The 19,110-nt window shown below is 70.4% G+C and carries 19 protein-coding genes and 1 riboswitch; of the genes, 10 read left to right on the forward strand and 9 right to left on the reverse strand.

Translation table 11 applies throughout. The features are described 5' to 3' along the window. The first annotated feature begins 106 nt into the window (after nt 1-106). From tsf to SSQG_RS28065, 5 genes are all read left to right on the forward strand, one after another. On the forward strand, nt 107-943 hold the full coding sequence (tsf, locus tag SSQG_RS28045) for a translation elongation factor Ts (protein WP_003993276.1): 837 nt from the start codon (nt 107-109) through the stop codon (nt 941-943). 184 nt (nt 944-1,127) lie between these two features. Next, nucleotides 1,128-1,886 carry a UMP kinase gene (gene pyrH / locus SSQG_RS28050; protein WP_003993277.1) on the forward strand — a complete coding sequence of 253 codons (759 nt, stop codon included), beginning with the start codon at nt 1,128-1,130 and terminating at the stop codon, nt 1,884-1,886. 166 nt (nt 1,887-2,052) lie between these two features. Next, nucleotides 2,053-2,610 (forward strand): ribosome recycling factor, encoded by a 558-nt coding sequence (frr, locus tag SSQG_RS28055; RefSeq protein ID WP_003993278.1) that lies wholly within the window; start codon nt 2,053-2,055, stop codon nt 2,608-2,610. Next, nucleotides 2,610-3,737: a phosphatidate cytidylyltransferase gene (locus SSQG_RS28060; protein WP_003993279.1), complete on the forward strand. Its 1,128-nt coding sequence runs from the start codon at nt 2,610-2,612 to the stop codon at nt 3,735-3,737. Before frr ends, SSQG_RS28060 begins: the two co-directional genes overlap by 1 nt. Nucleotides 3,738-3,869: 132 nt before the next feature. Beyond that, nucleotides 3,870-4,319 carry an SRPBCC family protein gene (locus SSQG_RS28065; protein WP_003993280.1) on the forward strand — a complete coding sequence of 150 codons (450 nt, stop codon included), beginning with the start codon at nt 3,870-3,872 and terminating at the stop codon, nt 4,317-4,319. A 17-nt stretch (nt 4,320-4,336) separates the two neighbouring features. Here the strand turns inward: SSQG_RS28065 and SSQG_RS28070 are convergent, their stop codons facing one another. After that, nucleotides 4,337-4,690 (reverse strand): DUF6233 domain-containing protein, encoded by a 354-nt coding sequence (locus tag SSQG_RS28070; RefSeq protein WP_003993281.1) that lies wholly within the window; start codon nt 4,688-4,690, stop codon nt 4,337-4,339. Between the two features lie 81 nt (nt 4,691-4,771). Here SSQG_RS28070 and rlmN point away from each other — a divergent pair, with 81 nt between their 5' ends. From rlmN to SSQG_RS28090, 4 genes are all read left to right on the forward strand, one after another. Further along, the gene (gene rlmN, locus SSQG_RS28075; RefSeq protein WP_003993282.1) at nt 4,772-5,878 is read left to right on the forward strand and encodes a 23S rRNA (adenine(2503)-C(2))-methyltransferase RlmN; all 1,107 of its coding nucleotides are present in this window, start codon (nt 4,772-4,774) and stop codon (nt 5,876-5,878) included. A 39-nt stretch (nt 5,879-5,917) separates the two neighbouring features. Further along, a riboswitch (TPP riboswitch) is annotated at nt 5,918-6,024 on the forward strand. A gap of 124 nt (nt 6,025-6,148) precedes the next feature. Next, nucleotides 6,149-7,186, forward strand: a complete 1,038-nt coding sequence (locus SSQG_RS28080) for a thiamine ABC transporter substrate-binding protein (RefSeq protein WP_052310483.1) — start codon at nt 6,149-6,151, stop codon at nt 7,184-7,186. After that, complete coding sequence (locus SSQG_RS28085; RefSeq protein WP_078506932.1) at nt 7,162-8,826, forward strand: ABC transporter permease; 1,665 nt, start codon at nt 7,162-7,164, stop codon at nt 8,824-8,826. Before SSQG_RS28080 ends, SSQG_RS28085 begins: the two co-directional genes overlap by 25 nt. After that, the gene (locus SSQG_RS28090; RefSeq protein ID WP_003993285.1) at nt 8,827-9,846 is read left to right on the forward strand and encodes an ABC transporter ATP-binding protein; all 1,020 of its coding nucleotides are present in this window, start codon (nt 8,827-8,829) and stop codon (nt 9,844-9,846) included. Nucleotides 9,847-9,936: 90 nt separating this feature from the next. Here the strand turns inward: SSQG_RS28090 and SSQG_RS28095 are convergent, their stop codons facing one another. The 7 genes from SSQG_RS28095 to SSQG_RS28125 all read right to left on the reverse strand — a co-directional run bounded on the left by SSQG_RS28095 (nt 9,937) and on the right by SSQG_RS28125 (nt 16,752). Further along, nucleotides 9,937-10,641: an LAETG motif-containing sortase-dependent surface protein gene (locus SSQG_RS28095; protein ID WP_052310352.1), complete on the reverse strand. Its 705-nt coding sequence runs from the start codon at nt 10,639-10,641 to the stop codon at nt 9,937-9,939. A gap of 146 nt (nt 10,642-10,787) precedes the next feature. Continuing rightward, nucleotides 10,788-11,909, reverse strand: coding sequence for an LOG family protein (locus SSQG_RS28100; protein ID WP_003993287.1), 1,122 nt, complete (start codon nt 11,907-11,909; stop codon nt 10,788-10,790). A 36-nt stretch (nt 11,910-11,945) separates the two neighbouring features. After that, nucleotides 11,946-12,353: a VOC family protein gene (locus tag SSQG_RS28105; RefSeq protein WP_003993288.1), complete on the reverse strand. Its 408-nt coding sequence runs from the start codon at nt 12,351-12,353 to the stop codon at nt 11,946-11,948. Nucleotides 12,354-12,451: 98 nt separating this feature from the next. Further along, a complete protein-coding gene (locus SSQG_RS28110) occupies nt 12,452-13,918 on the reverse strand; it encodes a hypothetical protein (RefSeq protein ID WP_003993289.1) in 1,467 nt (488 codons plus the stop codon). Next, nucleotides 13,900-14,649 carry an ABC transporter ATP-binding protein gene (locus tag SSQG_RS28115; protein WP_003993290.1) on the reverse strand — a complete coding sequence of 250 codons (750 nt, stop codon included), beginning with the start codon at nt 14,647-14,649 and terminating at the stop codon, nt 13,900-13,902. The genes SSQG_RS28110 and SSQG_RS28115 overlap by 19 nt, the downstream gene beginning before the upstream one ends. A 206-nt stretch (nt 14,650-14,855) precedes the next feature. Further along, entirely contained in the window at nt 14,856-16,223 is a 1,368-nt protein-coding gene (locus tag SSQG_RS28120) for an aspartate aminotransferase family protein (RefSeq protein WP_039933763.1), read from the reverse strand. A 13-nt stretch (nt 16,224-16,236) separates the two neighbouring features. Beyond that, nucleotides 16,237-16,752, reverse strand: a complete 516-nt coding sequence (locus tag SSQG_RS28125) for an Lrp/AsnC family transcriptional regulator (protein ID WP_039933764.1) — start codon at nt 16,750-16,752, stop codon at nt 16,237-16,239. A gap of 164 nt (nt 16,753-16,916) precedes the next feature. Between SSQG_RS28125 and SSQG_RS28130 the strand changes: the two genes are divergently transcribed. Continuing rightward, nucleotides 16,917-18,356, forward strand: a complete 1,440-nt coding sequence (locus SSQG_RS28130) for a gamma-aminobutyraldehyde dehydrogenase (RefSeq protein ID WP_003993293.1) — start codon at nt 16,917-16,919, stop codon at nt 18,354-18,356. A gap of 75 nt (nt 18,357-18,431) precedes the next feature. Here SSQG_RS28130 and SSQG_RS28135 read toward each other — a convergent pair. Beyond that, the coding region (locus tag SSQG_RS28135; protein ID WP_003993294.1) for an NADase-type glycan-binding domain-containing protein at nt 18,432-19,110 on the reverse strand (679 nt) is incomplete at its 5' end.

The following is a 19,110-nucleotide window of genomic DNA, read 5'->3' on the forward strand; positions in this document are numbered from 1 at the left end:
TCCCGCCGTTCACCCGTAGGTCAGCGGATGGACAGCGCCCCCCGGCTCCATGGAGCGCATCCGCAGATCTTCGATCTTCCAGACTTCGAGAGAGATTCACAGACTCATGGCGAACTACACCGCCGCCGACGTCAAGAAGCTCCGTGAGCTCACGGGCGCCGGCATGATGGACTGCAAGAAGGCGCTGGACGAGGCCGAGGGCAACGTCGAGAAGGCCGTCGAGGCGCTCCGCATCAAGGGCCAGAAGGGCGTCGCCAAGCGCGAGGGCCGCTCCGCCGAGAACGGTGCCGTCGTCTCGATCATCGCCGACGACAACTCCTCCGGTGTCATCGTCGAGCTGAAGTGCGAGACGGACTTCGTCGCCAAGGGTGACAAGTTCCAGGCGGTGGCCAACACCATCGCCGAGCACGTCGCCAAGACCGCCCCCGCCGACATCGAGGCCCTGCTCGCCTCCGAGATCGAGGCCGGCAAGACCGTCCAGGCGTTCGTGGACGAGGCCAACGCCAACCTCGGCGAGAAGATCGTCCTGGACCGCTTCGCGCAGTTCGGCGACGGCTACGTGACGGCGTACATGCACCGCACGATGCCCGACCTGCCCCCGCAGATCGGTGTCCTCGTCGAGCTGGACAAGCCGAACGCGGAGATCGCCAAGGGCGTCGCCCAGCACATCGCCGCCTTCGCGCCGAAGTACCTCTCCAAGGAGGACGTCCCGGCCGAGGTCGTCGAGTCCGAGCGCCGCGTCGCCGAGGAGACCACCCGCGCCGAGGGCAAGCCCGAGGCCGCCCTGCCGAAGATCGTCGAGGGTCGCCTCAACGGCTTCTTCAAGGACGCCACGCTGCTCGGCCAGCCCTACGCGCTCGACAACAAGAAGTCCGTCCAGAAGGTCCTGGACGAGGCCGGTGTCACCCTGAAGCGCTTCGCGCGCATCAAGGTCGGCATCTGAGTCCGTACCGCGATCGACGCCCGACCCCGATAGGGTCGGCAGCAGTCGTCCGTGTACGCCGTCACATGGGTGGCGGACGACAGCAGATCTGACGAGGAGGCCATTGCCGTATGGGATGCGAACCACGCCCCACCGGCAATGGCCTTCTTCGTATGTGCAACACGTGAAAGAGGCGGGATCCCCCATGACCACCAAGGCCCAGAAGAGCGACGACGGCAAAGTGCGCGGCCGGTTTCTGCTGAAGCTGTCCGGAGAGGCTTTCTCCGGCGGTGGGGGCCTGGGCGTCGACCCCGACGTGGTGCACAAGATCGCCCGTGAGATCGCGGCCGTCGTGCGCGACGGCGCGCAGATCGCGGTCGTCATCGGCGGCGGCAACTTCTTCCGCGGTGCCGAACTCCAGCAGCGCGGCATGGACCGGGCCCGCTCCGACTACATGGGCATGCTCGGCACCGTCATGAACTGCCTCGCCCTGCAGGACTTCCTGGAGAAGGTCGGCGTGGACTGCCGGGTGCAGACCGCCATCACCATGGGCCAGGTCGCCGAGCCGTACATCCCGCTGCGGGCCGTGCGGCACCTGGAGAAGGGCCGTGTGGTGATCTTCGGCGCCGGGATGGGCATGCCGTACTTCTCCACCGACACCACCGCCGCGCAGCGCGCCCTGGAGATCGACGCCGAGGCGCTGCTGATGGGCAAGAACGGCGTGGACGGGGTCTACGACTCCGACCCGAAGACCAACCCGGACGCGGTGAAGTTCGACCACCTCGGCTACGGCGAGGTCATCACGCGCGACCTGAAGGTCGCCGACGCCACCGCCGTGACGCTGTGCCGCGACAACAAGCTCCCGATCGTGGTCTTCGAGCTGCTGGCGGAGGGCAACATCGCGCGTGCCGTCAAGGGTGAGAAGATCGGCACGCTGGTGGGGGACCCCGGCAGCCGGGACTGAGTCCCCGAGAACAACCCCGTCCGGGGGACGGACGGGACGGAGCCGGGCCGGGGGATGGACAATGTCCCGCCGGTCGGGAACCGTGCAGGAAGAAGACGCGACGCAGCCGGCCGCCGCCCCACATGGAACCGCAGCCGGGCCTACTCAAGACACGCAGGAGCAAGTGGTGATCGAAGAGACCCTCCTCGAGGCCGAGGAGAAGATGGAGAAGGCCGTCGTGGTCGCCAAGGAGGACTTCGCCGCGATCCGCACCGGGCGTGCGCACCCGGCGATGTTCAACAAGATCGTGGCCGACTACTACGGTGCGCCGACCCCGATCAACCAGCTGGCCTCGTTCTCGGTGCCCGAGCCGCGCATGGCCGTGGTGACCCCCTTCGACAAGAGCGCGCTGCGCAACATCGAACAGGCGATCCGCGACTCCGACCTGGGCGTCAACCCGAGCAACGACGGCAACATCATCCGTGTGGTGTTCCCCGAGCTGACCGAGGAACGCCGCCGCGAGTACATCAAGGTCGCCAAGGGCAAGGGCGAGGACGCGAAGATCTCGATCCGCTCCGTGCGCCGCAAGGCCAAGGAAGCCATCGACAAGCTGATCAAGGACGGCGAGGTCGGCGAGGACGAGGGCCGCCGTGCGGAGAAGGAGCTCGACGACACCACCGCGAAGTACGTCACGCAGGTGGACGAGCTCCTGAAGCACAAGGAAGCGGAGCTGCTCGAGGTCTGATGAACGACTCTTCCTGGGGGGCGCCGCCACAGGCCGGGTACTGGGGGCCCACCGACCAAGGGCCCGGCCACGGGCATGTCCACAGCCCTGGCCAGGCGTACGTCCAGGGAGCCGCTCAGGCGGGTCCCGCATACGATGCGCATGAAGCGCCTCAGACTCGCCCCATGCCCATCGTGCCCGACGTAGCCGAGTTCGGCGGTCACCAGGATGACGACCGGGGCGTGGGTCGGCTGAGCGGCGCCCCGGTCCGACACGAGACGAATCCGGAGCCCATGCCCGACGCCGCACAGCCGGCCCCCAAGCCGCAGAAGAAGAGCGCGGGGCGCGATCTCAGCGCCGCGATAGGGGTCGGCGTCGGGCTCGGCGCGGTGATCGTCGCGTCGCTGTTCATCGTCAAGGCCGTGTTCGTCGGCGTCGTCGCGGTCGCCGTCGTGGTGGGTCTGTGGGAGCTGACCAAGCGGCTCGACGAACGCAAGGGCATCCGGGCACCCCTCGTGCCGCTCGCGCTCGGCGGTGCCGCCATGGTCGTCGCGGGGTACGTCCGGGGCGCCGAGGGCGCCTGGGTCGCCATGGCGCTCACGGCCCTGGCCGTGCTCGTGTGGCGGATGACGGAACCGCCCGAGAACTACCTCAGAGACGTCACGGCGGGCGTCTTCGCGGCGTTCTACGTGCCGTTCCTGGCGACGTTCGTGGCGATGATGCTGACGGCGGACGACGGGCCGCAGCGGGTGCTCACCTTCCTGCTCCTGACGGTCGTCAGCGACACCGGCGCCTACGCCGTCGGATGGCGTTTCGGCAGGACGAAGCTCGCCCCGCGCATCAGCCCCGGCAAGACCCGCGAGGGCCTGGTCGGCGCGGTCACCTTCGCCATGGTCGCGGGCGCGCTGTGCATGGAGTTCCTGATCGACGACGGCGCCTGGTGGCAGGGCCTGCTGCTCGGCCTCGCGGTCGCGGTCAGCGCCACGCTCGGCGACCTCGGCGAGTCCATGATCAAGAGGGACCTCGGCATCAAGGACATGGGCACCCTGCTGCCGGGGCACGGCGGCATCATGGACCGGCTGGACTCGTTGCTGCCGACGGCTCCGGTGGTCTGGCTGCTCCTCGTGCTCTTCGTCGGGTCCGGCTGAACCTGCCTGCTTCGTCAACGAGCTCCCGTCCGGCCGGGCGGGAGCTCTTTGTCGTCCAGGGGAGACGTCTCGGGGAGACGCGCCGGGGAGTGAAGTGGGACGATTCAGATGTACCTCGCAAAGGGGGTCATCATGTCCATCATCCGAGAGACCATCGATGTCGACCGCCGTCCCGAGGACGTCTACGACTACGTCATGGACGCCCGGCACATGCCGGAGTGGCAGCTGAGCGCCGTCTCCGCCGAGCGCCTCGACGAGGGCCCCGTCGGCGTCGGCAACCGGGTCCGCGTCACCCGGCACGTAGGCCGCCGCGTCATGCCGATGACCATGGAGGTCACCGAGTACGACCCGCCGCACAGCTGGGCCATGCGCGGTGTCGACGGTCCGGTCCGGGCCCGGGTGCACGGCGAGGTCGAGCCCTTCGACGACGGCCGGCGCTCCCGTGTGACGATCGACGTCGACTTCGAGGGCCACGGCGTCGGCAAGATGCTGGTGCCGCTCGTCGTACGCCCCCAGGTCCGCAAGGAACTGCCGCGCAACGAGCAGCTCCTCAAGGATCATCTGGAGCACACGGGCGAGTAGGCGCCGGTTCCGGCGTTCTACTCCAGGAAACCGAGTGCCGTGTCAGGGCGGCAGTACGTGCACGCCGGTACCTGCTGACGAAGGGCGTCGAGTGCCTGGGCCCGTGAGGCGCCGACGCACCTGCCGCTCTTCGTCACCTTCCAGCAGTCGCCGGTGTGCACGGCGACCAGGTTCCTCTTGTCCAGCCCCCGCTCGATCAGCCACTCGGGCGGGGGCGGACGCCTGTCCTCACCGCGTCGGTGCTCCGCCTCCCGGCGCTGCTCATCGGTGATCCACCGGTCCAGCTGGGCCAGCGCGGCCCTCGCCTGCTGCACCACGACACGGCGCGCGAAGAGCAGCAGGTCCAGACGGGACGGCGGAGAATCGTTCACACATTCGATTTTAGTCCGGGCTGAGGGGCGGACCGCACCGGCCCCGGGGCACCCGAATGGATCTGCCACACTGGTTGAGCCATGCCTAAGCCCGGAGAACTCACATTCGTCGCCCCCCGCGGAGCCAAGAAGCCGCCGCGGCATCTCGCCGATCTCACTCCTGCCGAGCGCAAGGAGGCCGTTGCCGCGGTCGGGGAGAAGCCGTTTCGTGCCAAGCAGCTCTCGCAGCACTACTTCGCGCGGTACGCGCACGATCCGGAGCAGTGGACCGACATCCCGGCCGGTGCCCGCGGCCGGCTCCAGGAGGCCTTGCTGCCGGAGCTGATGACGGTCGTGCGGCATCTGTCGACCGACCAGGGCACCACGCGCAAGACGCTGTGGCGGCTCTTCGACGGGACGCTCGTCGAGTCGGTGCTGATGCGGTACCCGGACCGGGTGACCATGTGCATCAGCTCGCAGGCCGGGTGCGGGATGAACTGCCCGTTCTGTGCGACCGGGCAGGCGGGGCTGGACCGGAACCTGTCCACCGCCGAGATCGTGCACCAGATCGTGGACGGCATGCGGGCGCTGCGGGACGGTGAGGTCCCCGGTGGTCCGGCGCGGCTCAGCAACATCGTGTTCATGGGCATGGGCGAGCCGCTCGCCAACTACAACCGGGTCATCGGGTCCATCCGGCGGCTGACCGACCCCGAGCCCGACGGAGTGGGGCTCTCGCAGCGCGGGATCACCGTCTCGACGGTGGGGCTCGTCCCGGCCATCCACCGGTTCGCCGACGAGGGCTTCAAGTGCCGGCTGGCCATCTCGCTGCACGCCCCCGACGACGAGCTGCGCGACACCCTCGTCCCCGTGAACACGCGGTGGAAGGTGCGCGAGGTGCTGGACGCCGGTTTCGAGTACAGCGCCAAGTCCGGGCGGCGGCTGTCCATCGAGTACGCGCTGATCCGGGACATCAACGACCAGGCCTGGCGCGGTGACCGGCTCGGCCGGATGCTCAAGGGCAGGCCCGTGCACGTGAACCTGATCCCGCTGAACCCGACGCCTGGCTCCAAGTGGACCGCCTCGCGGCCCGAGGACGAGAAGGCGTTCGTGGAGGCCATCGCCGCGCATGGTGTGCCGGTGACGATCCGGGACACCCGGGGTCAGGAGATCGACGGGGCGTGTGGTCAGCTCGCGGCCACCGAACGGTAGTCTGACCGGCGTAAGAACATCTGCATATCCGACACCTGCATATTCCGACAGGGGAGCGCCACAGCGCTGAGAGTGCGGCACACGGCCGCAGACCCTCCGAACCTGGCCCAGGTCATTCTGGGTAGGGAGATCGGTCACCACTCGAGCTGTTGCGCCCTGCCCGGGACCCCTTGAAGTCCCGGGCAGGGCCGCGTCTTCTCCTGGTCCTCCAGGAGGAATCCAGTGAGCAACAAGAAAAAGCGGCTGACGGCGGTGGTCGTCGGACTCGGCATGGCCGGCACGCTCGCCGCCTGCGGGTCGTCCGGCGGCTCCCAGGGATCCGGCGACTCCAAGACCGTGACCCTCGTCAGCCACGACTCGTGGGCCGTGTCCAAGGACGTCATCGCGGCCTTCGAGAAGCAGTCCGGCTACAAGGTGAACGTCCTGAAGGACGGCGACGCCGGGCAGGCCGTGAACAAGGCGATCCTGACCAAGGACAACCCGCAGGGCGACGTCTTCTTCGGCGTCGACAACACCCTGCTGTCCCGCGCCCTCGACAACGGGCTCTTCCAGCCGTACGAGGCGAAGGGCTCCGACCAGGTCAAGGCCGAGTACCGCGTCGACCAGGACAAGCACCGGGTCACGCCCGTCGACACCGGCGACATCTGCGTCAACTACGACAAGAAGTACTTCGCCGATCACGAGCTGGACCCGCCGCGGAGCCTCGACGACCTGGTTAAGCCGCAGTACAAGAACCTGCTCGTGACCGAGAACGCCTCCGCCTCCTCGCCCGGCCTCGGCTTCCTGCTCGGCACCGCCGCGAAGTACGGCGACGGGGGCTGGGAGGGCTACTGGAAGAAGCTCAAGGCCAACGGTGTGAAGGTCGTCGACGGCTGGGAGCAGGCCTACAACGAGGAGTTCTCCGGCTCGGCCGGCGGGAAGAAGGCCAAGGGCGACCGGCCGCTCGTCGTGTCGTACGCCTCCTCGCCGCCCGCCGAGGTCGTCTTCGCGGACCCGAAGCCGAGCACCGCGCCGACCGGCGTCGCCGAGGGCACCTGCTTCCGGCAGGTCGAGTACGCCGGGCTGCTCAGCAACGCGAAGAACACCAAGGGCGGCAAGGCGCTCCTCGACTTCCTGCTCACCAAGAGGTTCCAGGAGGACATGCCGCTCAACATGTTCGTCTACCCCGTGCGCGAGGGCGCCCAGGTGCCGCCGGAGTTCGTGAAGTACGGGCCGCAGGCGAAGGATCCCGAGACCATGGACCCGGCGAAGATCGCCGACAACCGTGACCAGTGGGTCAAGTCGTGGACCTCACTCGTACTGAAGTAGCACGCAGGACACGCGGGAACGCCGCGCGGCTCGGTCTCCTCGCCGTGCCCGTCGCGTTCTTCGCGGTCTTCTTCGCCTACCCCGTCGCCGCGATCGTCGCGCGCGGTCTGAAGGCCGACGGGGCCTGGCGGCTCGGGCGGATCGGCGAGGTGCTCGCGCAGTCCGACGTCCGGCACGTCCTGTGGTTCACCACCTGGCAGGCGCTCGTCTCGACCGCGCTCACCCTGCTCGTCGCACTTCCCGGCGCCTACGTCTTCGCGCGCCTGGACTTCCCGGGCAAGCAGGTCCTGCGGGCCGTCGTGACCGTGCCGTTCGTGCTGCCGACGGTCGTCGTCGGCACGGCGTTCCTGGCACTGGTCGGGCGGGGCGGGCTGCTCGACGAGCTGTGGGGCGTGCGGCTGGACACCACCGTGTGGGCGATCCTGCTCGCGCACGTCTTCTTCAACTACGCGGTCGTCGTACGGACCGTCGGCGGACTCTGGGCGCAGCTCGACCCGCGGCAGGAGGAGGCCGCGCGGATGCTCGGCACCTCGCCCCTGAAGGCCTGGCGGCGGGTCACGCTCCCGGCGCTGGCTCCCGCCGTGGCCGCCGCCGCGCTCATGGTCTTCCTGTTCACCTTCACCTCCTTCGGTGTCGTGCAGATCCTCGGCGGGCCCACCTTCTCCACCCTGGAGGTGGAGATCTACCGGCAGACGTCGGAGATCTTCGACCTGTCCACGGCGGCCGTCCTGACGCTGATCCAGTTCGTCGCGGTGGGCGCGATCCTCGCCCTGCACGCCTGGACCGTACGGCGGCGGGAGACCGCGCTGCGGCTGGTGGATGCCTCCGTGACCGCACGCCGCCCGCGCGGCGCCGGGCAGTGGGCGCTGCTGGGCGGGGCGCTGGTCACCGTCCTCGTGCTGCTTCTGCTGCCGCTCGCCGTGCTGGTGCAGCGGTCCGTGGGCGCGGCCGGCTTCGGCTACTACCGGGCGTTGACCAGGAACGACGGGGGAGTGTTCCTGGTCCCGCCCATCGAGGCGATCGGCAACTCCCTGTCCTACGCCGTCGCCGCCACCCTCATCGCCGTGGTGATCGGCGCTCTCGCCGCTGTCGCGCTCACCCGCCGGGACGCCGGGCGGTTCGTGCGCGGCTTCGACGCGCTGCTGATGCTGCCGCTCGGGGTGTCCGCGGTGACCGTCGGCTTCGGGTTCCTGATCGCCCTCGACGAGCCACCGCTGGACCTGAGGTCGTCGTGGATCCTGGTGCCGCTCGCGCAGGCGCTGGTCGGGGTGCCGTTCGTCGTGCGGACCATGCTGCCCGTGCTGCGGGCGGTGGACGTGCGGTTGCGGGAGGCGGCCGCGGTGCTGGGGGCCTCGCCTTGGCGGGTGTGGCGGGAGGTGGACCTGCCGATGGTGCGGCGGGCGCTGCTGGTCGCGGCCGGGTTCGCCTTCGCGGTCTCGCTCGGCGAGTTCGGGGCGACGGTGTTCATCGCGCGGCCGGACCGGCCGACGCTGCCGGTGGCCGTGGCGCGGCTGCTGGGCCGGCCCGGTGAGCTGAACTACGGCCAGGCGATGGCCCTCTCGACGATTCTGATGGTGGTGTGCGCCGTGGCGCTGCTCGTGCTGGAGAAGCTGCGGACGGACCGGACCGGGGAGTTCTAGATGCTGCTGAGCCTGGAGGGCGCGACGGTCCGTTTCGGCGGGCGGGCCGTGCTGGACGCCGTCGACCTGGAGGTCGCCGAGCACGAGATCGTGTGCGTGCTCGGGCCCAGCGGCAGCGGCAAGTCGACCCTGCTGCGGGCGGTGGCCGGGCTGCAGCCACTGGACTCCGGGCGCGTGGTGCTCGACGGACGCGACCAGGCGGGCATGCCCGCGCACCGGCGGGGCGTCGGGCTGATGTTCCAGGACCACCAGCTGTTCCCGCAGCGGGACGTCGGCGGCAACGTCGCCTTCGGGTTGCGGATGCACGGGGCGCACAAGCGGCAACAGGCTGAGCGAGTAGAGGAGTTGCTGGAGCTGGTCGGGCTGCCGGGCGCGGACCGCCGGGCCGTCGCGGCGCTGTCCGGCGGGGAGCAGCAGCGGGTGGCGCTGGCCCGGGCCCTCGCGCCGAGCCCGAGGCTGCTGATGCTGGACGAGCCGCTGGGCCAGCTCGACCGCTCGCTCAGGGAGCGGCTGGTCGTCGAACTGAAGGAACTTTTTGGCCGGTTGGGCACGACCGTGCTGGCCGTCACGCACGACCAGGGGGAGGCCTTCGCGCTGGCCGACCGGGTCGTGGTGATGCGCGACGGACGGATCGCCCAGTCCGGCACGCCCCTTGAGGTGTGGCAGCGGCCCGCCGACGCGTTCGTGGCCCGGTTCCTCGGCTTCGAGAACGTCGTCGAGGCGACGGTCGGGGCGGAGGCCGCGGACACGCCGTGGGGCAAGGTGCCGGTGCCGGAGGGCGCCCCGCAGGGCGGCCGGACCCTCCTCGTCCGGCCTACCGGCGTACGCCTGGTGCCCGCCGACGCGGGCCTGCGCTGCACGGTGACCGCCCGCACCTTCAAGGGCACCCATGTCTCCGTCCACCTCCAGCCGAAGGACGCGCCGCGTCTGGAGGCGGCGTGCGCGCTGCGGGTGGCCCCGGATGTCGGGGACGAGGTCGGGGTGGAGTTCGACGCGGCCGAGATCGCGGTGCTGGGCTGACCGCCCCGCGTCCGGGGACGTGCGGACGAGACGGGACGTGGCCCGGCCCCTGTGACAGGGGACGGGCCACGTCATGGTGTGCCGCAGGCGTCAGCTGTCGCTGTTCGCCCCGCGACGGCGCATGCCGAAGAACACCGCACCGCCACCGACGACGACCAGGGCCGCCGCGACACCGGCGATGATCCCGGTGTTGGAGTTGGCGCCGGTCTCGGCGAGGTTGGAGTCACCGGCCGGGCCGGGCGCGTTGCCCGCCGGCGTGGTGCTCTCGCTCTCCGAAGGCTCCGGAGCCGGGGTGTCCGTCTCCTCGGCGGGCTTCGAGGCGGAGGCCGACGGGGTCGGCGTGGCCGGGGGAGTCGAGGCCGGGGGAGTCGAAGCCGGGGGCTCCTCCGCCTTCTTGCAGGCCGTGGCCGGGGTGACGAGGTTCTCCTTGATGTCCTCGTCGACGTACGGAGTGGCCTTCACGTGGATGCGGTACTCCGCGCTCGGCTTCCAGTTCTCGGTGAAGGTGATGGTGGTGCCCTCGCGGGAGCCCTTGACCACCTGCTCGCCGACCTTCTTCACGTCGGCGCCGTTGTTCTCCAGGTACACGGTGACCGTTGCCGGGACACCGGCGGGGTCCACGTCGGTGACGGTGATGACGCCCTTGTCGCCATCGCACTTCGCCTCGGCCGAGAACTCGCTGATGTTGCAGGCGAGCGCGGTGCCGGAGGCACCGAGCGCGAGCGCGGCCGAGGCGGAGACGACACCGAGGATGCGCACGGCACGTGCGCGGTGGGATACGGACAGAACTGCCACGTTTGTCCTTTACAGGATGTGAAATGCGGGGGGCTGAGGCAGTGTTGACTGAGCATCAGCACTACCGGGAGGCTCACAGGTCTATAAGCGCTGCATAAGTAGTGTCAACGCATATGCAGCTTGCAAGCACTTGCTTTGCCTTCTTATTAACCGCCGAGACGTTTCAACGCCTCCGGCGCCTCCTCGATCCGCTCCACCAGCGCGATCCGCGCCTCCATCGAGCGCTCCCTGGCCAGCGACCGGAGCAGCGGCCAGGCCGGCAGCCTCTCCGTCCAGTGCGTCCGGTCGACCAGCACCATCGGCGTCGGCTCGCCGCGCGACTCGTAGTAGTTCGGCGTCGCGTTGTCGAAGATCTCCTGCACGGTCCCGGCGGCGCCCGGCAGGAACACCACGCCCGCGGTGGACCGGGCCAGCAGGCCGTCCTCACGGGTGGCGTTGGCGAAGTACTTGGCGATGTGCGAGGCGAACGCGTTCGGCGGCTCGTGGCCGTAGAACCAGGTCGGGATGCCGACGGAGCGGCCGCCCTGCGGCCAGCGGGCGCGGATCTCGAAGGCGGCGGACGCCCACTGGGTGATCGACGGCGTGAAGTGCGGCGCCTTGGCGAGCAGTTCGAGCGACTCGGTGAGCATCTCGTCGCCGAACGGGGCTGCGTACGCGCCGAGGTTCGCCGCCTCCATCGCGCCCGGGCCGCCGCCGGTCGCGACGGTGAATCCGGCGCGGGCCAGCTCCCGGCCGAGCCGTGCGGCCCCCGCGTACTCCTCGGTGCCGCGGGCCATCGCGTGGCCGCCCATCACGCCCACGACCCGGGCGCCGGTGAGGAGTTCGTCGAGCGCGTCCGAGACGGAGTCGTCGTGGACCGCGCGCAGCATGGACGCGTAGATGTCCCCGTCCGCCTTGGTCCGCTGGAACCAGGCGTACGCGCGGGCGTCGGGTGTGGCCTCGTAGCCGTCGGCCAGTGACGTGAAGAGTTCGTCCGGGGAGTAGACCAGGCCGCGGTACGGGTCGAAGGGCAGGTCCGGGACCGGCGGGAAGACCAGGGCGCCCTCCGCGCGGACCTTCGCGGCGGCCTCCTCGCGCATCGCGCAGCCGAGGAAGACCGCGCCCGTCGTGTCCGTGCCGAGCAGTTCGCGCGTACGGTCCGTCAGGTCGACGGCCTGCACGCGGTGACCGGCGAGCGTCCCGCGCGCCGAGACGGTCGCGTCGAACTCCTCGAGCGTTTCTATCTCACGGTCGTCATGGTGGGCCGCGTGGGCGGGCATCGTCTGCACCCGCCCATGCTAGGGGCCCTTCTGAGCGCGGTGTCCTCAGCCCTCGACGGCCGACGGGTCCATCCACACGACCTCGAAGGTGTGGCCGTCCGGGTCGTCGAAGGCACGGCCGTACATGAAACCGTGGTCCTGGGTCTCGCCGCTGACGGAGCCGCCCGCCGCGACCGCCTTCTCGACCAGCTCGTCGACCTTCTCCCGGCTCTCGGCGCTCAGCGCGATCAGCACCTCGCTGGTCCTCTTCGAGTCCGCGATCTCCTTCTTCGTGAACTGGGCGTACTTCTCACCGGTGTGCACCATCACCACGATGGTCTCGCTGATCACGACGGAGGCGGTGGTGGCGTCGCTGAACTGCTCGTTGATCGCGTAGCCGAGCTCGGTGAAGAACTTCCTGGAGGCGTCGAGGTCGGTGACGCACAGGTTCACGAAGATCATCTGCTGGTACATGTGAGGTCTCTCCCAACGGGTCCGTGTCGTTACGCGGGTACAGACCGGGGCCCGGCGCGGAACTCATCGCCGTCCGGGGACTTTTTTCGTACGGGTGCTCAGTGCGCCAGGGGCAGCGCCGCCAGTTCGGCGACCGTCAGGGTGAGCGGACCGAACAGGGCGAGCAGCGCGCCCGCGCGCAGGAGGGCGGCGCCGCGCAGCATCGTCGCGGGGGCGCCGAGCCGCACCAGGGCGGCGGTGGTGTCGGTGCGCGTCTGCCGGGCCTCGACGGCGGCCGTGAGGAGTGTCGCCACGGTGCAGCCGGTCACGAGGACCACGCCGAGGGTGGTGAGCGGACCGAGCGACAGTCCGTCCCGGCCGTGCAGCGACGCCATGGCGTACGCGGCCGCCAGCACCGCGCAGACCACGCCCAGGGGGCGGCCGAGCCGGGTGGCCTCCGCCATGAGGACCCGGCCGGCCAGCAGGCGGAGGGCGCCGGGGCGGGCCGCCTGGAGAAGCCGCCCGCACAGGTGGGTCAGGCCCGGACCGGCCAGGGCCAGGCCCACGGCGGCCAGCGCCCAGCCCAGCAGGACGCCGGGGGCCGCGCCGGAGAAGGTGAGGTCGGGGGGCGTGGGCGCGGTGCGGCTCGTGTAGGTCTCCACCGCGAGACCCGCGGTCACGACGGCGATGCCCCAGGGGAGACCGGAGGGGGCGGCGGTGGGGGCGTCGAGCAGGGCCGCGTCCGAAACGGCGGGAGGGGCGGTGGTGTCCGGTGCCACGGCGTCCGGGGCCTCCCGGTGCGTGGCGGGCTCGTCGGCCACGCTCACCGCGGCCCCGGCGCTCCGCACGGCCGTGGCCGTCGCCGGGACGGTCTCACCCGTCCGGGCCGACGCGGGCGCGCCGTTCGTCCCCTCGGACCCGGCCGGCCCGGCCGGCTCGCCGCCGCCGTTGTCCGTCGGCCGGACGATCTGCCGTCCGAAGCGGCCGTACGTCCCGAACGTCTCGGGCGCGCTGGTGCGCCGGTACGCCCCGAAGCGGCCGTACGTCGGGCCCGAGGGGGCCGGGGCCGGACCCGCCTCCCTCGGCCGCAGCGTCAGGGCGACCGCGATCGACGCGCCCAGGGGCACGACCGCGAGCAGGGTCAGGGCCCCGGGCAGGGGCAGCGGCCGGCCCGCGGCGAGGTAGTCGGCGGCGGCGCCGTCGAAGGGCATGCCCGTCAGGTCGCCGCGCAGATGCAGGAAGAACAGCAGGGCGAGCATCGAGCCCAGCGTGCCGGACAGGGCCGTCGTCGTCGCCGAGACGGCCATCAGGCGCAGCGGGCCCAGGCCGATCGCGGAGAGGCCGGGGCGGGGTTTGGTGCCGGGGTCGGTGCGGGCCACCGCGACCGCGAAGTACACCGTGGCGGCCAGCGGAGGGGCGCACCAGGCCAGGCGCAGCAGGCCGCTGCCCGGGGAGCCGGGGTGGCCCATGGCGTAGCCCAGGGCGCAGAGCAGCAGGAACGCCGTGCCCGCCGAGGCGGCCGTGACCAGGAGACGGCGCAGTTGGACGGCGGGGTGGGCGTCGCGGGTCAGACGGAGAGCGAGCACGCCGCCCGGCCTTTCGGCTCGGCGGTCTCGGGGACCGGGGGCAGGTGCACCGTCTGGACGCACCGCCCGTCGATCAGGGACAGCGTGCGGTCGGCGAGCGCCGCGGTCTCCGGGTCGTGGGTGGCCAGGACGACCGTGATGCCGTGGGAACGGGCCGCCGTGGTGAGGGTGCGCAGCACGTGGGCGCGGTCGGCGCGGTGCAGGGGTGCCGTCGGCTCGTCGGCGAACAGGACCGACGGGGCGGGGGCGAGGGCGCGGGCGATGCACACGCGCTGCCGCTCGGCCTGCACCAGCTGGTGCGGTCGCTTGCGGGCGCTCTCGCCGATGTCCAGGCGCTCCAGCCACTCCAGGGCCGCCTTCTTGGCACGGCGCCGGCTGGTGCCGCGCAGCATCAGCGGCAGGGCGGTGTTCTCCCAGGCGTTGAGCTCCGGGACCAGCGTGGGGGCCGGGTCGATCCAGCCGAAGCGGTCGCGGCGCAGGCGCTCCCGGGTGAGGGGGCCCATGGTGTGCACGGGCACGCTGTTGAACCAGACCTCGCCCCGCCGGACGGGCAGCAGGCCGCAGAGGCACCGCAGCAGGGTCGTCTTGCCGCTGCCGCGCGCGCCGCTGACGGCGAGGATCTCGGCCTCCCGGACGCCGAGCGAGACACCGCTGAGCGCGGGGGAGCCGTCCTCGTGCTGGAAGTGCAGCGCGCGTGCCCAGAGCACGTCGTTGTCCGGCGGGGCCTCCATGTGCGTACACCTCGGTTCAGATCCGTAGTTCCCGTGTATTCCCCCGTCCGGGGGAACGAAGGCAGGGCCGATCAGTCACTTGGCACGCTAGGCAGAAGGCGGCGGGACGCCGGACAGCACGCGGCCCCGGGCCGCCGTTTCTCACTCGAACGGGCGGCACCGGGGCTGGTGTTGATCATCCATGCAGACGATCGGAGCGACGGCGGTCAGAGCTTCGTCCACGCCTCCGAGAGCGTGGCGCGCAGGATCTGCTCGATCTCGTCGAACGTCGACTGGTCGGAGATCAGCGGCGGGGCGAGCTGGACGACCGGGTCGCCGCGGTCGTCGGCACGGCAGTACAGGCCGTTCTCGTACAGCTTCTTGGAGAGGAAGCCGTACAGGATCCGCTCGGTCTCGTCCGCGTCGAAGGACTCCTTGGTCGTCTTGTCCTTGACCAGCTCGATGCCGTAGAAGAAGCCGTTGCCGCGGACGTCGCCGACGATCGGCAGGTCGTGGAGCTTCTCCAGCGTGGAGCGGAACGCGCCCTCGTTGTCCAGGACGTGCTGGGTGAGGTTCTCGCGCTCGAACAGGTCGAGGTTGGCGAGACCCACGGCCGCGGAGACCGGGTGGCCGCCGAAGGTGTAGCCGTGCAGGAAGGTGTTGTCGCCCTTGTAGAACGGCTCGGCGAGGCGGTCGGAGACGATGCACGCGCCGATCGGGGAGTAGCCCGAGGTCATGCCCTTCGCGCAGGTGATCATGTCCGGGACGTAGTCGAACTTGTCGCAGGCGAAGATCGTGCCCAGCCGGCCGAAGGCGCAGATGACCTCGTCGGAGACGAGCAGCACGTCGTGCCGGTCGCAGATCTCGCGGACCCGCTGGAAGTAGCCGGGCGGGGGCGGGAAGCAGCCGCCGGCGTTCTGCACCGGCTCCAGGAAGACCGCGGCGACGGTGTCCGGGCCCTCGAAGAGGATCTGCTGCTCGATCTGGTCGGCGGCCCAGCGGCCGAAGGCCTCGGGGTCGTCACCGAAGAGCGGGGCGCGGTAGATGTTGGTGTTCGGGACCTTGTGCGCGCCCGGGACCAGCGGCTCGAAGGGGGCCTTCAGGCCCGGCAGGCCGGTGATCGACAGGGCGCCCTGGGGGGTGCCGTGGTAGGCGACCGCGCGGGAGATGACCTTGTGCTTGGCGGGCTTGCCGACCAGCTTGAAGTACTGCTTGGCGAGCTTCCAGGCGGTCTCGACGGCCTCGCCGCCGCCGGTGGTGAAGAAGACCTTGTTCAGGTCGCCCGGGGCGTGGTGCGCGAGGCGCTCGGCCAGCTCGACGGCCTTGGGGTGGGCGTAGGACCACACCGGGAAGAACGCCAGCTCCTGCGCCTGCTTGAAGGCGGTCTCGGCGAGCTCGACCCGGCCGTGACCGGCCTGCACCACGAACAGGCCGGCGAGACCGTCGAGGTAGCGCTTGCCCTGGTCGTCGTAGATGTACGTGCCCTCGCCCCGGACGATGGTGGGGACGGGGGCCTTCTCGTACGACGACATGCGTGTGAAGTGCATCCACAGGTGGTCGTACGCGGTCTGGGAGAGGTCCTTGCTCACGGCTATCGGGTCCTCACGGTTATCGGGTTCCCCACATGTAGGTCTGCTTCTTGAGCTTCAGGTAGACGAAGCTCTCGGTGGAGCGCACTCCGGGGACGGCCCGGATGCGTTTGTTGATGACGTCCAGGAGGTGGTCGTCGTCCTCGCAGACGATCTCCACCATCAGGTCGAAGGAGCCTGCGGTCATCACCACGTACTCGCATTCGGACATGGCCGTCAGAGCGTCCGCCACCGACTCCACGTCGCCCTCGACGTTGACGCCGACCATCGCCTGTCTGCGGAAGCCCACGGTGAGCGGGTCCGTGACGGCGACGATCTGCATCACGCCCTGGTCGAGCAGCTTCTGGACGCGCTGGCGCACGGCCGCCTCGGAGAGGCCGACGGCCTTGCCGATCGCGGCGTACGGCCGGCGGCCGTCCTCCTGGAGCTGTTCGATGATGGCGAGGGAGACGGCGTCCAGCTGGGGACCGCCGTTCCTGGACTCGCGGGAGTCCCTCTGGTCTGCGCTTCGACTGGCCACGGGGTCACTGTGCACGAGGTCTCGATACTTCCGCAAGGTGTGATCGATGAAATCCGTTGTTTGCATCCCCTGCAACTGCGGATTCCGCATGTACGACGGGGGAGGGGGTGTTGAAAACGTGGTCCCGCCGACTAGGGTGGGTGTCTCAAGTACTGGACATCCGAACTGGAGGGCCGGCAGTGAGCACCGAGCTTCGTCGTCTGCGCAACTACATCGGCGGTGAGTTCCGGGACGCCGCCGACGGACGGACCACCGAGGTGGTCAATCCCGCGACGGGTGAGGCGTACGCGACCGCTCCGCTGTCCGGGCAGGCGGACGTGGACGCCGCGATGGCGGCGGCCGCCGAGGCCTTTCCCGGCTGGCGCGACACCACGCCCGCCGAGCGTCAGAAGGCCCTGCTGAAGATCGCGGACGCCTTCGAGGAGCGCGCCGAGGAGCTGATCGCGGCCGAGGTGGAGAACACGGGCAAGCCCATCGGGCTGACCCGCTCCGAGGAGATCCCGCCGATGGTGGACCAGATCCGCTTCTTCGCGGGCGCCGCGCGGATGCTGGAAGGCCGTTCGGCCGGCGAGTACATGGAGGGCCTGACCTCCATCGTCCGCCGTGAGCCGGTCGGCGTCTGCGCGCAGGTCGCGCCGTGGAACTACCCGATGATGATGGCCGTGTGGAAGTTCGCCCCGGCGCTCGCGGCGGGCAACACCGTCGTGCTGAAGCCGTCCGACACCACCCCGGCCTCGACGGTCCTCATCGCAGAGATCATCGGCTCGATCGTCCCCAAGGGCGTCTTCAACGTCATCTGCGGCGACCGCGAGACCGGCCGTCTGATGGTCGAGCACGACACCCCGGCGATGGCCTCCATCACCGGCTCCGTGCGGGCCGGCATCCAGGTCGCCGAGTCCGCCGCCAAGGACGTCAAGCGTGTCCACCTGGAGCTCGGCGGCAAGGCGCCGGTCGTGGTCTTCGAGGACACCGACATCGCCAAGGCCGTCGAGGACATCTCCGTCGCGGGCTACTTCAACGCCGGGCAGGACTGTACGGCCGCCACGCGCGTGCTCGTCCACGAGTCCATCCACGACGAGTTCGTCTCCGCGCTGGCGAAGGCCGCGTCCGAGACGAAGACGGGGCAGCCGGACGACGAGGACGTGCTGTTCGGGCCCCTCAACAACCCCAACCAGCTCGCGCAGGTCGAGGGCTTCATCAACAGCCTGCCCGCGCACGCGCGCGTGGAGACCGGCGGCAAGCGGGTCGGCGACAAGGGCTACTTCTACGCGCCGACCGTCGTCTCGGGTCTGAAGCAGGACGACGAGATCATCCAGAAGGAGGTCTTCGGCCCGGTCATCACCGTGCAGTCCTTCACGGACGAGGACCAGGCGGTGGAGTGGGCCAACGGCGTCGAGTACGCCCTCGCGTCCTCCGTGTGGACCAAGGACCACGGCCGGGCCATGCGGATGTCCAAGAAGCTCGACTTCGGCTGTGTCTGGATCAACACGCACATCCCCCTGGTCGCCGAGATGCCGCACGGCGGCTTCAAGAAGTCCGGCTACGGCAAGGACCTCTCGGGCTACGGCTTCGACGACTACACGCGGATCAAGCACGTGATGACGTCGCTGGACGCGTAAGCGCCCGCGCGGACTGCTCGCGGCCCCGGACGGTCGGTCTCCGTCCGGGGCCGCGGTGTTGTTCCGGGGATGCGCTCAGCCGCTGTTCGCGCTCGACGGGCCGAAGAACTCGATCTCGGCGATGGACACCTGCTTCTTCGCCGAGGTGCCGTAGGCCGAGTCGATGGTGAAGCGGACGGCGGACACCTCGCCCACGCGGAAGGCACGGCGCTGCGGGCCGGCGCCCTGGTCGAGGGTGAGCTGACGAGTGGTCGTCTTGCCGTCGGCGCCCGTGATGGTGGCCGTGACACGGTGCGGGAGCGCCGACTTGCGCAGGTCCTCGGCGCGGGTGGAGATGCCCGGCGTGATGATCAGGTCCAGCAGGCGGGCCGGCTGGTCGAAGCGGGCCTCTATCCACTGGCCCTGGCCCGACTCGGCCACGCCCGGGCCCCACCAGGTGTCGTTGAGCTTGTCGAACGCCAGGTCCGGCTTGTGGCCGGGGTAGTGGCGGGAGGACGTGTAGCGGTCCGGGGAGACCGGGGCGCGCTTGGCGAAGTGGTCGCGGGTGGCCTGGACGCCCTTGGGGATGTTGAACGCCAGGACGATCAGCAGGGTCAGGACGATCGCGGCGGTCAGCCAGGACAGGACGCGGTCGAAGGCGCGGCGCAGCGCCGGGCGGTCGCCCGCCCAGGGCGCCTCCTTGCTGCCGAAGGGGCCGAACCGTCGCCACCAGGGGAGCCGGCCCGGGGTCGGTGCGTCACCGGCCATCGGCATC

This window comes from Streptomyces viridochromogenes DSM 40736 (assembly GCF_000158955.1).
GTDB lineage: Bacteria > Actinomycetota > Actinomycetes > Streptomycetales > Streptomycetaceae > Streptomyces > Streptomyces venetus.

Coding starts and splice junctions, on each gene's coding strand:
- tsf (WP_003993276.1), top strand. CDS start 107: ATGGCGAACTACACCGCCGCCGACGTCAAGAAGCTCCGTGAGCTCACG.
- SSQG_RS28065 (WP_003993280.1), top strand. CDS start 3,870: ATGTCCATCATCCGAGAGACCATCGATGTCGACCGCCGTCCCGAGGAC.
- SSQG_RS28115 (WP_003993290.1), bottom strand. CDS start 14,649: ATGGAGGCCCCGCCGGACAACGACGTGCTCTGGGCACGCGCGCTGCAC.
- pyrH (WP_003993277.1), top strand. CDS start 1,128: ATGACCACCAAGGCCCAGAAGAGCGACGACGGCAAAGTGCGCGGCCGG.
- SSQG_RS28105 (WP_003993288.1), bottom strand. CDS start 12,353: ATGTACCAGCAGATGATCTTCGTGAACCTGTGCGTCACCGACCTCGAC.
- rlmN (WP_003993282.1), top strand. CDS start 4,772: ATGCCTAAGCCCGGAGAACTCACATTCGTCGCCCCCCGCGGAGCCAAG.
- SSQG_RS28080 (WP_052310483.1), top strand. CDS start 6,149: ATGGCCGGCACGCTCGCCGCCTGCGGGTCGTCCGGCGGCTCCCAGGGA.
- SSQG_RS28060 (WP_003993279.1), top strand. CDS start 2,610: ATGAACGACTCTTCCTGGGGGGCGCCGCCACAGGCCGGGTACTGGGGG.
- SSQG_RS28090 (WP_003993285.1), top strand. CDS start 8,827: ATGCTGCTGAGCCTGGAGGGCGCGACGGTCCGTTTCGGCGGGCGGGCC.